Origin of the sequence: Agromyces archimandritae, from assembly GCF_018024495.1 — a bacterium.
GTDB lineage: Bacteria > Actinomycetota > Actinomycetes > Actinomycetales > Microbacteriaceae > Agromyces > Agromyces archimandritae.
Genome location: NZ_CP071696.1, coordinates 1997746 through 2011132 on the forward strand (window position 1 = coordinate 1997746; position 13387 = coordinate 2011132).

Annotated in this window: 10 protein-coding genes; 2 read left to right on the forward strand and 8 right to left on the reverse strand. The window is 72.9% G+C overall.

Annotation, left to right across the window (positions count from 1 at the left end):
• Positions 1-48: 48 nt before the first annotated feature.
• From G127AT_RS09085 to G127AT_RS09095, 3 genes are read right to left on the reverse strand one after another with little or no spacing between them, the layout of a single operon-like run.
• A complete protein-coding gene (locus G127AT_RS09085) occupies positions 49-1101 on the reverse strand; it encodes an ABC transporter permease (RefSeq protein ID WP_210896186.1) in 1053 nt (350 codons plus the stop codon).
• A complete protein-coding gene (locus G127AT_RS09090) occupies positions 1101-2138 on the reverse strand; it encodes an ABC transporter permease (protein ID WP_210896188.1) in 1038 nt (345 codons plus the stop codon). Before G127AT_RS09090 ends, G127AT_RS09085 begins: the two co-directional genes overlap by 1 nt.
• The gene (locus G127AT_RS09095) at positions 2135-3697 is read right to left on the reverse strand and encodes a sugar ABC transporter ATP-binding protein (protein WP_210896190.1); all 1563 of its coding nucleotides are present in this window, start codon (positions 3695-3697) and stop codon (positions 2135-2137) included. The genes G127AT_RS09090 and G127AT_RS09095 overlap by 4 nt, the downstream gene beginning before the upstream one ends.
• Positions 3698-4308: 611 nt before the next feature.
• On the opposite strand from G127AT_RS09095, the gene G127AT_RS09100 reads away from it, so the two are divergent.
• Positions 4309-5316, forward strand: coding sequence for a LacI family DNA-binding transcriptional regulator (locus tag G127AT_RS09100; protein WP_210896192.1), 1008 nt, complete (start codon positions 4309-4311; stop codon positions 5314-5316).
• 753 nt (positions 5317-6069) lie between these two features.
• On the opposite strand, the gene G127AT_RS09105 is transcribed toward G127AT_RS09100, so the two are convergent.
• Positions 6070-7008 (reverse strand): ATP-grasp domain-containing protein, encoded by a 939-nt coding sequence (locus G127AT_RS09105; protein WP_210896194.1) that lies wholly within the window; start codon positions 7006-7008, stop codon positions 6070-6072.
• A 141-nt stretch (positions 7009-7149) separates the two neighbouring features.
• A complete protein-coding gene (locus tag G127AT_RS09110; RefSeq protein WP_210896196.1) occupies positions 7150-8154 on the reverse strand; it encodes a LacI family DNA-binding transcriptional regulator in 1005 nt (334 codons plus the stop codon).
• 183 nt (positions 8155-8337) lie between these two features.
• On the opposite strand from G127AT_RS09110, the gene G127AT_RS09115 reads away from it, so the two are divergent.
• Positions 8338-9678 carry a Gfo/Idh/MocA family protein gene (locus tag G127AT_RS09115; protein WP_210896198.1) on the forward strand — a complete coding sequence of 447 codons (1341 nt, stop codon included), beginning with the start codon at positions 8338-8340 and terminating at the stop codon, positions 9676-9678.
• A gap of 54 nt (positions 9679-9732) precedes the next feature.
• On the opposite strand, the gene G127AT_RS09120 is transcribed toward G127AT_RS09115, so the two are convergent.
• Genes G127AT_RS09120 through G127AT_RS09130 form a run of 3 tightly spaced genes read right to left on the reverse strand, consistent with a single transcriptional unit; the run spans position 9733 to position 13144 of the window.
• Complete coding sequence (locus G127AT_RS09120) at positions 9733-10608, reverse strand: sugar phosphate isomerase/epimerase family protein (protein ID WP_210896200.1); 876 nt, start codon at positions 10606-10608, stop codon at positions 9733-9735.
• A complete protein-coding gene (locus tag G127AT_RS09125) occupies positions 10605-11900 on the reverse strand; it encodes a DUF993 family protein (RefSeq protein ID WP_210896202.1) in 1296 nt (431 codons plus the stop codon). Before G127AT_RS09125 ends, G127AT_RS09120 begins: the two co-directional genes overlap by 4 nt.
• The gene (locus G127AT_RS09130; RefSeq protein ID WP_210901998.1) at positions 11897-13144 is read right to left on the reverse strand and encodes a Gfo/Idh/MocA family protein; all 1248 of its coding nucleotides are present in this window, start codon (positions 13142-13144) and stop codon (positions 11897-11899) included. The genes G127AT_RS09125 and G127AT_RS09130 overlap by 4 nt, the downstream gene beginning before the upstream one ends.
• Between the last annotated feature and the right edge of the window lie 243 nt (positions 13145-13387).

The following is a 13387-nucleotide window of genomic DNA, read 5'->3' on the forward strand; positions in this document are numbered from 1 at the left end:
GTCGTGTGGATGCCGGAAGCGGTGCGCCCCGGCGGTCGCGCGGTCTGGTTACCCTGCTGTGGAGACCGAGTCGCGCTGGGGTCCCCCGGCCGACCGGCGCTTGCGCGCCAGCCAGGCGAGGAGGCTGGACGACACCACCGAGATCACGAGCAGTGCCCCGGTGATGATGTTGATGACGTCGCTCGTGACGTTCGCCAGGCGCAGGGCGCTGGCGAGCACGCCGATGAGCAGCACGCCGGCGACGACGCCGTGCAGCGCGCCGCGGCCGCCGAAGACGCTCACGCCGCCGAGCACGACCGCTGCGATGACCTGCAGCTCCATGCCGGTCGCGTTGTCGCCGCGAGCGCTGCCGAAGCGCAGCGTGTAGTAGATGCCGGCGAGCGCCGAGACGAGGCCGGTGAGGACGAAGAGGATGAACTTCGTGCGCTCGACCTTGACGCCCGAGAAGTGGGCCGCCTCTTTGGCGAGGCCGATCGCGTAGATGCCGCGACCGAAGGGCGTGTAGTGCAGCACGATCGCGAAGACCGCGAGCAGCACGAGGAACGGGATGACGATGACCGGGATGCCGGTCTCGCCGATCTTCGCCTTCGCGAGGTCGGTCCAGAACTCCGGGAACTCGGTGACGGCCGTCGTGCCGAGCAGGCCGACCGCGAGGCCGCGGAAGAGCGCCAGCGTGCCGATCGTGACCGCGAGCGAGGGCAGCCCGACGACGGTGACGAGGAATCCGTTGAAGGCCCCGCCGAGGCCGCCGACGAGGAGCGCGATGAGCGCGGCGAGCTCGAACGGCATCCCGGACTGCGTGAGCACGCCGGTCGTGACGCTCGCCAGGCCCACCATGCTGCCGACCGACAGGTCGATCTCGCCGGTGATCATGACGAGCGTCATGGGCAGGGCGATGAGCAGGATCGGTGCGACGTCCAGCAGCAGGTAGGTCATCGTGATCGGCTGGCCGAAGCCGCGCACGGTCGCGCTCGCGACGATGACGACGATCACGAGCAGGGCGATGATCGCCATCTCGCGGGTCAGGAGGACGCGCTTCCACAGCGGCCTGGCGTATGCGGGGTAGCTGCGCGCGGGCGCGCCGGTCGTGATGCTCGTCATCAGCTGTCGTCCCTTGCCTCGAGGAGCTTTCGTTTCTGGCGCAGCGCGAGCACCCGGTCGAGCACGATCGCGCCGATGATGAGCACGCCGACGACGGCGCGTTGCCAGAAGTCGGGGATGCCGAGGATCGGCAGCGCCCGGTTGATCGTGAGCAGCAGCACGGCGCCGATCGCGGCCCCCCACACGCTGCCGACGCCGCCGACGATCGCGACGCCGCCGATGACGGCAGCGCCCACGGCATCCAGCTCCCAGCCCGAGCCGGCCTGCGAGTTGATCGTGCCGTAGCGGGCGGCGTACAGCACGCCGGCCAGACCCGACAGAGCGCCCGAGGCGACGAAGGCGGTGAGCAGGCGGCGGGTGACCCGCAGGCCGTAGAGTTCGGCGGCGGCCGGATCGGATCCGATCGCGTAGAACTCGCGACCGCTGCGCATGTTCTTCATCACCCAGGCGGCGACGATCAGCACGACGACGGCGATGATCGTGAGGATCGGGATGTACAGGATCTGCCCCGTGCCGAGGGCGAGGAACTCGCGCGGCAGGTCGGAGGCGTTCACCCGGTCGCTGCCCGTCCAGAGCACGTTGATGCCGCGGTAGGCGTACAGGGTGCCGAGGGTGATGACCATCGCTGGAACCTTCGCGAAGGCGACGAGGGCGCCGTTGACGAGGCCGAGGAGGCCGCCGAAGACGATGCCGATGAGGAAGACGGCGATGATCGGGATGCCCGGGATGTCGATGAACAGCCGGCCGGTGAGGTAGGCGGTGAGACCGAGGACCGACCCGACCGACAGGTCGACGTTCTTCGTGATGAGCACGATCGCCTGCCCGACGGCGACGAGCACGAGGATCGACGGCGTCAGCAGCAGGTCGCGGAACCCGTCGGAGGAGAACAGGAAGTTCGGGTTCGCGACCGTGGCCGCGACGACGACGATGACGAGCGCGAGGAGGATGCCGAGCTCGCGGGCCGCGCCGATGCGGTTCAGGCGCTTGGTGACGTCGGTCTTCGCGGGGGTCGGCGGCTGGGCGGTTGCGGCGGTCATGAGCGGTCTCCGGATGCGTGGGGCGCGGGGGTCGGGGCGCCGGGCGTGCCGTCTTCGGCGGCGTGCGTGGCGGCGAACATGACGTTCTCGCTCGTCGCCTGCTCGCGGTCGATCTCGGCGGTGATGCGGCCCTCGCGCATGACGAGGACGCGGTCGGCCATGCCGAGCACCTCGGGCAGCTCGGACGAGATCATGAGGATGCCCATGCCCTGCCCGGCGAGCTCGGAGAGCAGGCGGTGCACCTCGGACTTCGTTCCGACGTCGATGCCGCGGGTCGGCTCGTCGATGATGAGCACGTCCGGCTTCGTGGCGAGCCACTTGCCGAGCACGACCTTCTGCTGGTTGCCGCCCGAGAGCGTCCCGGCGATCGTGTCGAGCGCGTTGGCCTTGACCTCCAGCCGGCTCGCCCACAGCTGGGCGGCGGTGTTCTCGAAGCCGTTCGTGATGATGCCGGCCTTGGCGAGCTGGCCGCGGATCGCGAGGGTGATGTTGTGCGCGACCGAGGACTCGAGCACGAGGCCCTGCTTGCGGCGATCCTCGGGCACGAGCGCGATGCCCTGCCGCATCGCCGCCGACGGGTTCTTCGCGGGCACGGTCCTGCCGCGCATCCGCACCCGGCCGGTGTCGTAGCCGTCGACGCCGAACACGGCGCGGGCGACCTCGGAGCGGCCGGCGCCGACGAGTCCGGCGAGGCCGACGATCTCGCCGGCGTGCACGGTGAAGCGGATGTCGTGGAAGACCCCGGCGCTCGTGAGCCCGTCGACCTCGAGCAGCGGCTGCCCGATCTCGGCCTCCTGCTTGGGGAACAGCTCGGTGACCTCGCGGCCGACCATCTGCCGCACGATCTCGTCGACGCTCGTGTCGGCGATCGGGCTCGTCGCGATGTACGCGCCGTCGCGCATGACGGTGACGGTGTCGCAGAGTGCGAAGACCTCGTCGAAGCGATGCGAGATGAACACGAGCGCGCGGCCCTCGTCGCGCAGGCTCCGGGCGATGGCGAAGAGCCGGTCGACTTCGACGCCCGAGAGCGCGGCGGTCGGCTCGTCCATGATGAGCACCTTCGCGTCGAGCGAGACGGCCTTGGCGATTTCGATCACCTGCTGGTCGGCGATCGAGAGGCCCTCGGCGGGTCGTTCGGGGTCGATGCGCACGCCGAGTCGGGCGAACAGGGCATCCACTTCGCGGCGCATCGCCTTGCGGTCGATGCGGCCGAAGCGGCCCGTGGGCTGGCGGCCCATGAAGACGTTCTCGGTGACCGTGAGGTCGGGGAAGAGCGTCGGCTCCTGGTAGATGACGGCGACGCCGGCGGCCTTCGATTCCGCGGTGGATCCGAAATCGACCTCGCGGCCCTCGAGCCGGAACTCGCCCGAGTCTCGGCGGTAGAGGCCGGCGACGATCTTCACCAGGGTGGACTTGCCGGCGCCGTTCTCGCCGACGAGCGCGTGGATCGAGCCGGGCCGGACTTCGAGGGTGCCCGCGCGCAACGCGACGACGGAACCGAACGTCTTCCTGACGTCGCGCAGTTCCAGCGCCGGGGCGGGCTGTGGGGTGGTCGTCATTGATCCTGCTTACTTCTCGGATGGATGCCGGTGCCGTCGATTCCCGCGCGCCGCCCGTTCCGGCCGCGCTGCTCGCGCAGCCCGCCGGCGGCCTCGCCGTGTCGATGAATCGTTTCAAGACATCGTCGTCACTCTAATCACGCCCCCGCAGCGCGTCAAGTCCGCGGCGGGGCGCCCCGCCGCGGGCCCCTCCCTGCGCGCCCGCGCCCTGCACCCCGGCGCCCCGCCGGGGCCCTCCCTGCGCGCCCGCGCCCTGCACCCCGGCGCCCCGCGCCTTGCGTACCCCTTCTCGCTTCCGGGGGTCATATCCCGCCACATTCGGGGGCGGAACGCAGTTCAGGTGGCAGGATTTGACCCCCGGAACGGATGGGAACGGAACGGAACGGGGGGGGGCACCGCGCGCTGCGCCCCGGCATCCACTCGTCTTGCGCACCTCTTCTCGCTTGCGGGGGTCGTATCCCGCCATATTCGGGGGCGGAACGCGATCCGGATGGCGGGATTCGACCCCCGGAGCGGAGGGGCGTTCTGCACGCGGGCGATCGGTGCGGGGGTGGCGTGAAGCGGACCGGCGCGCCGCGGTGTGATTGGATCGGCGTCGAAGGAGGCGAGCAATGGCAGCGAGCGTGCGCGACGTCGCGGCACGGGCATCCGTATCGGTCGGCACCGTCTCGAACGTGCTGAACCGCCCCGAGAAGGTCGCCCCGGCGACCGTGGCCCGGGTGATGGATGCCATCGAGGCGCTCGGCTTCGTGCGCAACGATGCCGCGCGACAGCTGCGTGCCGGCCGCAGCAGATCCATCGGCCTCGTCGTGCTCGACGTGCGCAACCCCTTCTTCACCGACATCGCCCGCGGCGCCGAAGACCGGGCGGCGGGCGACGAACTCGCGGTGCTTCTCGGCAACAGCGACGAAGACGTCGGGCGCGAGGGTGCCTACCTCGATCTCTTCGAGGAGCAGCGCGTGCACGGGCTGCTCATCTCGCCGCTCGCCGACGACCTGCCGCGTCTCGAACGCCTGCGCTCGCGCGGCACGCCCGTCGTGCTCGTCGACCGGGAGGCCGGCGACCGCTCGTTCTCCTCGGTCGCCGTCGACGACCTCGTCGGCGGCGAGCTCGCCGTGCGTCACCTCATCGAGACCGGGCGCCGCCGCATCGCCTACGTCGGCGGACCCGACTCGATCCGCCAGGTCACCGACCGACTCGCCGGCGCCCGCCGCGCCGCCGAGGGCACGGCGGCGGCGATCGAGGTCATCCCGACGGCCTCGCTGACCGTCGCCGAAGGTCACCGGGCGGGCGCGGCGATCCGGTCACGGCCGCGCGGCGAACGCCCGGACGCCGTGTTCGCGGCGAACGACCTGCTCGCGATCGGCGTGCTGCAGGGGCTGCTCGCCGACCGCGACGTGCGTGTTCCCGACGAGATCGCCCTCATCGGATACGACGACATCGACTTCGCCGCCGCCGGCGTGGTGCCGCTCTCGTCGATCCGGCAGCCGGCGCAGCTCATCGGCAGCACCGCCGTCGACCTGCTGCTGCGCGAGGCCGCCGCCGGCCCGGGATTCGTGCGCGAGCAGATCGTCTTCCAGCCGGAGCTCGTCGTGCGGGAGTCGACCCGCGGGCGCTGATCGCCGTGCGGGCCTGCGGGCGCTGACCATCCGGTGGGCCGCGCCCTGCGTGCGGCGTTGCTTCCGAGGCGCGGGGCCTTCTTCTGCGCAATGCAGGAACGGAATCGTGTCGCGGGCGGTTCTGCCGCATGGGGCGGTACGACACGCCGTGCGCGCTCCTGCATTGCGGAGGAGCGGACGCGCGAGGAAGCGCTGTGCCTCGGGCGGTGCGGCGGTGGGTGCGCGGGCGACCCGGGCGGTGCGGGCGGTGGATGCGCGGGCGACTCGGGCGGTGCAGCGCTTTTTCTGCGCAATGCAGGAACGGAATCGTGTCGCGGGCGGTTCTGCCGCATGGGGCGGTACGACACGCCGTGCGCACTCCTGCATTGCGCAGGAGAGGGCGCGCGAGAGAGAGTGCTGTGCCTCGGGGGTGGGCGGTGGATGCGCGGGCGACCCGGGCGGCGCAGTGCTTTTTCTGCGCAATGCAGGAACGGAATCGTGTCGCGGGCGGTTCTGCCGCATGGGGCGGTGCGACACGCCGTGCGCACTCCTGCATTGCGGAGGAGCGGACGCGCGAGGAAGCGCTGTGCCTCGGGCGGTGCGGGCGGTGGGTGTGCGTGCGGCGCGGGTGGATGTGCGGGCGGTGGGTGTGCGTGCGGCGCGGGTGGATGCGCGGGCGGTGGGTGTGCGTGGATGCGCGGGCGACTCGGGCGGCGCGGGCGGTGGGTGTGCGTGGGGCGCGGGTGGATGCGCGGGCGGTGGGTGCGCGGCGACTCAGGCGGCGCGGGCGGTGGATGCGCGGGCGAGGCCGCCGAGGAAGCGTGCGATCGCGGTCGCGGCGGGCAGCGCGACGGAGGCTTCGACGTCGGGGCTGTAGTTCGTGTTCGTGTTCACGTCGTACGGCACGGTGCGGCCGTCGACGGTTTCGAAGAACTCGACGCCGGCGATCTCGGCGCCCTGTGCGGCCAGGAACGTCTCGAGGCGGCGGATCAGCGGGTGCTCGGCCGTGATCTCCGGCCGCACCCGGAACAGCGGTTCGGCCGGCCCGTCGCCGGGCACCGCGCATGCCTCTGCGGGGCACAGTTCGAAGCCGGTCGACGTGTCCACGCGCACCGCGTAATGGAAGCGGCCGCCGATGAACTCGGCGCGGGTGACGAAGGGTTCGGGTGCGATGAGGAGTTCCTGCAGCAGCGTGATTCCGTCGAGCGGATGCTCGAGCAGTCCGGCATCCACTGCGGCGGCCAGCTCGTCGGCGCTCTCGAAACGCCGCACGCCGAGGCCCTTGCCGCCGCGGTTGTGCTTCGTGATGAAGGGGCCGTCGAAGGCGCGAGCCGCCTCGGCGAGCCCCGCGGTGCCGGCGACCGCGATCGTGCGGGGCACGTCGAATCCGGCTGCGGCGAGCCGCGCGTACTGGCGCACCTTGCTGACCTCGAGTGCGGCGACCGGGCTGCCGTTCACCACGCGCCGGCCCGCAGCCTCGGCCCAGGCGAGCACCGCCGAGGCCGTATCGAAGGCGTGCGGAACGCCGCGCGTGTGCGCCGAGGCGCTGAGCCGCGACCAGAACACGGCGTCGGCCGGGGCTTCGCCGAGCGGGATCGTGCGCTCGCCGAGATGCCACGGCTCGAGGCGTACGCCCTCGGCGGCGAAGGCGCGCTCGAACGGCGGCAGCCAGTCGGCGTTGTCGTGCAGGACGATGACGGCGGGTTCGGTCATGCGGGCCTCTTTCTCGTGCGCTTCCAGCCTGCCCGCGCCGCCGGGGTGCGCTGCGGGATGTGACGAAGCGTGACCATGCTCGCACGGGCGCCTGGGCGAATGGATGCCGGCAGGGCGCCGTTGCGCGGGCATCGCCGCGGCCTACGCGCGCGGCGCCGCCGTCGACTCGCGCAGTTCGAGCCGCGGCTGGAACATGAGGTTGTGCCCGGGCGTCTCGCCCTCGATGAGGGCGTGCAGGCGTCGCCAGGATTCCGTGCCGAGTTCGCCGTGCGGGACGGATGCGGTCGTGAGCGACGGGGCGGTGAAGCGCGAGAAGGGGATGTCGTCGAATCCGGTCACGGAGATGTCGCCCGGCACGTTCGTGCCGGCTTCGGCCAGTCCGTTGACGAGCCCGATGGCGACGAGGTCGTTGAAGGCGAGGGCGGCGGTGGCACCGGTGTCGAGCACGGCGCGGGCCGCGGCGAGGCCGTCTTCGGCGTGGACGCCTCCCGGCATCCGCTCGAGGCGCACATCGCCGGCTTCGCGTTCGAACTCGGCGAGGCCGGCGAGGCGGTGGGCGTTCGAGGCGCTGCCCGGCGGGCCTTCGAGGTAGGCGAGGTGCCGGTGGCCGAGGCCGTGCAGTTGCCGGGCGAGGGCCTGGATGCCGGAGCGGTAGTCGATGGAGAGCAGCGGCGCGTCGATGGGGGCGGTGGGGCGGTTGATGACGACGAGCGGGTGCAGCGAGGGCGCGAGGGCGGCGAGTTCGTCGTCGGGCATGCGCGGTGCGCAGAGCACGATCGAGTCGCAGCGGCGGCGTACTTCGGCGGCGAGTCCGGCTTCGTCGCCGGGGGATTCGGCGGAGTCGGCGACGAGCACCCGGTATCCGTCGTGCGCGGCGGCTTTCGTGAGGCCGGCGAGCACGGCCTGGAAGGCGGGGTTCGCGAGGTCGGGCACGACGAAGGCGATGGTGCGGGTGCGGCCGAGCGCGAGGCTTCTGGCCAGGGGGCTGGGCACGTAGCCGAGTTCGGCGGCGGATGCCCTGACGCGCTCGGCGACGGCGGGCTCGCCCACGAATCGGCCGTTCATGACGCGCGAGACGGTCGCCTGCGAGACGCCGGCGTGCTCGGCGACCTCCGCGATCGTGGTGGAGGCTGATCGTCTGCCCACGGCGTTCCCCTTCTGCTCGGTCCACGGTACCGGCCGGATGCCGTCCGGGTCGTTGACGGAGCCGGTGCGCATCGCCATAATCGGAATCGAGAAAGCGCTTTCCCATGCACTGCGGGCACGGCACGGCACGGCACGCGGCGCACGCACCGCACCCGATCCGCCCGATCCACCCGAAGGAGCCGCATGACCACCCGATACGCCCTCGTCGGCGCCGGACACCGAGCCCGCATGTACCTCGACGCCATCGCCGGCCCGCACGCCGACGTCGCCGAACTCGTCGCCTGGGCCGACCCGAACCCCGGCCGGCTCGACTGGTCCGAGGCGGCCCTGGGCGGCCGGCGCCCGCCGGCCCGCTTCGCCCCCGAAGCCCTCGCCGACGCCGTCCGGCGGCACCGCATCGACCGCGTCATCGTCACCGCCCCCGACCACGCCCACGCCGGCCTCGTCGCCGCCGCCCTCGACGCCGGCGCCGACGCGATCGTCGAGAAGCCCCTCACCACGAGCGAGGCCGGCGTGCGCGAGATCGCGGACGCCGCCGAACGCACCGGCCGCGACGTCGTCGTCACCTTCAACTACCGGTACTCGCCCCGCAACTCTGCGCTGAAGCGCGTCATCGCCTCCGGAGAGATCGGCGAGGTCACCTCGGTGCACTTCGAATGGGTGCTCGACACTGCGCACGGCGCCGACTACTTCCGCCGCTGGCACCGTGAGAAGCAGAACTCCGGCGGCCTCCTGATCCACAAGTCGTCGCACCATTTCGACCTCGTCAACTGGTGGCTGGGCGACACGCCCGCGCGGGTCTTCGCGAGCGGCGGGCTGCGCTTCTACGGCGCCGACAACGCCCGCCGCCGCGGCCTCGGCGCCCGGCCGGAACGCGGATCCGTCGACTCGCCGCTGCGCGACGCCTTCAGCCTCGACCTGCGCGAGGACCCGCAGCTGCGCGGCCTCTACTACGAGCAGGAGCACCACGACGGATACCTGCGCGATCGCGACGTCTTCGACGAGGGCATCACGATCGAAGACAACCTCGCGCTCATCGTCGACTACGGGCGCGGCGCGAGCATGTCGTACTCCCTGAACGCGCATGCCCCGTGGGAGGGCTATACCGTCGCCGTCAACGGCACCGCCGGCCGCGCCGAGCTCTCGGTCGTCGAACGCGGGGCGGTCGCCGCGCGCGGGCCCGCCGTCGACCCGAGCGCGAAGCCCGAGGCGCGAGCGGATGCCGGCGGCGCCGTGCGACCGGCCGGCACCCGCCTCGTCGTGCAGCGCCACTTCGAGGAGGCCTGGCTCGTGCCGATCCCGACGGGTTCCGGCGCGCACGGCGGCGGGGATGCGGTCATGCTGCGCGAGCTCTTCGTCGGCGCCGGCGACGACCCGCTCGGCCGTGCCGCCGGCTGGCGCGACGGCGTGCGCTCGGTCGCGGTCGGCCTCGCCGGCAACCGTTCGCTCGAGACCGGCCGGGCGGTGGCCGTCGCCGACTTGGATCTCGGCACGGCGGTGCCGAGCGCCCGGCGCGCGGGCTGAACCCGCGCGCGGGCTGAACCCGGGAGCGCGGGCCGAGCCCGGCGCGCCCGGCGTTCAGCCCACAGCCGCCGCGAGCCGCGGCGCGACCGACGCCTCGAAGGCCTCGGCGGTGCGGCGTGCGACCTCGGACCAGGGCGAAGCCCAGACCGCCTCGTTGAAGATCTCGACCTCGATGTCGCCGGAGTATCCGGCATCCACCGCGGCCGTCGTCAGCGCCCCGATGTCGATCACGCCGTCGCCCGGGTAGTGGCGGCCGAGCAGCACGTCCGCCGGCAGCGGGGTGGCCCAGTCGCACACCTGGAAACTCGCGATGCGGCCCTCGCGACCGGCGCGTGCGATCTGCGCCCGCGCCTCCGGGTCCCACCAGATGTGGAAGGTGTCGACCGTGACGCCGACGACGTCTGCCGGGAACGGCGCGGCCAGGTCGAGCGCCTGCGCGAGCGTCGAGACGACGGCACGGTCGGAGGCGTACATCGGGTGCAGCGGTTCGACGGCGAGCGTGACCCCGGCGCCGGCCGCGTGCGGGGCGAGCTCGGCGAGGGCGTCCGCGACGCGGGCGCGGGCCCCGGGCAGGTCGCGGGATCCGCCGGGCAGGCCGCCGGCGACGAGCACGAGCACGGCGCGGGATCCGTCTGCGCCGGCGGCAGCGAGCGTGGCCGTTTCGTCGATGGCGCGCCGGTTCTCGTCGATGGATGCGCGGCGTTCGGGGCTCTCGGGCATCGTGAAGAAGCCCTGCCGGCAGAGGGTCGACAGGCGCAGCCCGGAGTCGGCGAAGCGTGCGGCGGCCTCGGCGAGGCCGATCGCGGCGACGGGTTCGCGCCACAGGCCGGCCGCCTCGTAGCCGGCGCCGGTCATGACGGCCAGCGATTCGGCGAACGGTGCGTGACGAAGGGTGGCGACGTTCATCGACAGGCGCGGGTGGGTGCTCATGCTCGGGCCTCCTCGGGTGCGGCCGCGGGCTGCGGGTCGGGTTCGGCGGCGGATGCTGCGGGCCGCGGTTCGGGCCGTGCGGCGGATGCCGCGGGGCGCCCGGGCGCGGCGGGCGCCGCACCGGCATCCACTCGCGCCTCGATGCCGTTCACCGCGAGCAGGGCATGCCAGCGGGCCGCGGCCAGTTCGGGTCGTTCGAGGGCGCCGGCCCCGTTCGCGAGCTCCACGATGCGCGACAGATGCGGCAGGCTGCGTGCCGTATGGAGCCCGCCGACGAGCTGGAACGCCGGCTGGTGCCCGTTCAGCCAGGCGAGGAAGGCGATGCCCGTCTTGTAGTGGAACGTCGGCGCGGCGAACACGTGCTGCGAGAGGGCCTCGGTGGGCCCGAGCACGGCCCGGAAGCCGGCTTCGTCGCCCGCGTCGAGGGCCCGGATCGCCGCCGAGGCGTTCGGCGCGAGGGCCGCGAAGGCGCCGAGCAGGGCGTCCGAATGCCCGTGCCCGTCGCCGGCGATGAGATCGACGTAGTGGAAGTCGTCGCCCGTGAACATGCGGGAGGGCCCCGGCATCCGCCGCCGCACCGAGACCTCGGCGTCGGCGTCGAGCAGGCTCATCTTGACGCCCGCGACCCGCTCCGGCCGGCCGGCGATGATGCCGAGCAGGGTGCCCGCGGCCTCGGCGGTGTCGGCCGATCCGAAGTATCCGGCGAGCTCGGGGTCGAACGCCGGCCCCAGCCAGTGCAGGATGACGGGCGCCGAGGCGCGGGCCAGCACGGCGTCGTAGACGCGGCGGTAGTCGTCGGCGGATGCCGCGGCGCGCGCGAGATGCCGGCTCGCCATGAGCACGACGCCGGCCCCGGCGTCTTCGGCGTGGTGCAGCTGCTCGGTGTAGGCGTCGACGATCGTGTCGAGGCCGGGGCGCTGCTCGTCGAGGTGGTCGGTGTTGACGCCGACGACGAGGCGGCCGCCGGCGGATGCGGCCTCGGCGGCGCTGCGCGCGATGAGCTCGCGGGTGGCGGCGGGGTCGAGGCCCATATTGCGCTGGGCGGTGTCCATGGCGTCGGCGACGCCGAGGCCCCACGACCAGATGTGGTGGCGGAACGCGAGCGTCGCGTCCCAGTCGATGTCGGCCGGCCGGCCGGGCGTGTTGTCGGCGTGCGCCTTCGGCACGACGTGGGCGGCGGCGAACGCCGTGCGGCTCGTGAGCGGATGCCGCGGGCGGGCGAACACGGGTGCTTCGCGAAGCTCCGCCGTACGACGGGCGCCGTCGGCGTCGAGCAGGGTGAGCGCGGTCATCGGGCGCCCTCGGGTGCGGGGGCGGATGCGCCGGTGGATGCCGTGGCTCGGCCGGTCGGGTGCGCCCGGGCATCCACCGGCGCCGCGGCATCCACCGAGGTGTGCGTCGCGGCATCCGCACCCGTGACGAGCGGCAGCTCGACCCGCCGGCCCTCGGCCGAGGAACGCAGCCCCGCCTCGGCGAGCAGCACCCCGCGCGCGCCGGCGAGGAAGTCGTAGCGGTGCGGGGCGTCTTCGACGACGTGGCGGATGAACTCCTCCCACTGCGTCTTGAACCCGTTTGCGAAGTCGTCGTTGCCGGGGGATTCGATCCAGTCGGCGGCATAGTCGTGCGCGTCGGCGAGGTCGGGGTTCCACACGGGTTTCGGGGTGGCGTTGCGCGGCTGGATCCTGCAGCCGTGCAGGCCGACGACGGCCGAACCGTGCGTGCCGTCGACCTGGAACTCGACGAGCTCGTCGCGGTTCACCCGCGTCGTCCAGCTCGAATTGAGCTGCGCGGTGATGCCGCCGGCCAGCTCGAAGACCGCGTAGGCGGCGTCGTCGGCCGTCGCCGCATACGGCCGGCCGGCCTCGTCGACGCGCTCGGGGATCTCGGTCACGGCGCGGGCGTAGACCGACTCGACGCGGCCGAAGAGGTTCTCGAGCACGTAGTTCCAGTGCGGGAACATGTCGACGACGATGCCGCCGCCGTCTTCGGCGCGGTAGTTCCAGCTGGGCCGCTGGGCCCGCTGCCAGTCGCCCTCGAACACCCAGTAGCCGAACTCGCCGCGCACGCTCAGGATCCGCCCGAAGAACCCGCTGTCGATCAGTCGGCGCAGCTTCAGCAGCCCCGGGAGGTACAGCTTGTCGTGCACGACGCCGTTCTTCACCCCGGCGTCGCGGGCGAGGCGGGCGAGCTCGAGCGACTCGTCGAACGACTCGGCGATCGGCTTCTCGGTGTAGATCGCCTTGCCGGCGGCGATCGCCCGGCGGATCGCGCCGGCCCGCGCCCGCGTGACCTGGAAGTCTGCGTAGATCGCCCACCGCTCGTCGGAGAGGGCCGCGTCGAGGTCGCTCGTGTAGTGCTCGAGCCCGTGCCGTGCGGCGATGTCGGCGAGCTTGGCTTCGCTGCGGCCGACGAGCAGCGGTTCGAGCTGCACGCGGGTCTCGCCGTCGCCGAGGAGCACGCCGCCCTGCTCGCGGATCGCGAGGATCGAGCGCACGAGGTGCTGCCGGTAGCCCATGCGCCCGGAGACGCCGTTCATGATGATGCCGAGGGTCTGCTCTGCCACGGGGGTCCTCTTCGCTGGGGTGGATGCGGTCGCGCCCGGGTCTGGGAAAGCGCTTACCCAGGCGTTTCCGAGTGTGCCACGCCGCTGCACCGCCGCGCAAGGGTGCGGCCGGGCGCCGGGGCTGGGGGCCGGCGCCGGGGGCGGGGGCCTGGGGCCGGTGCCGGGTGTCGGGGGCCGGGGCCGGGTGCCGGGGGACCGCTCGCCGGGTGCCGGGGG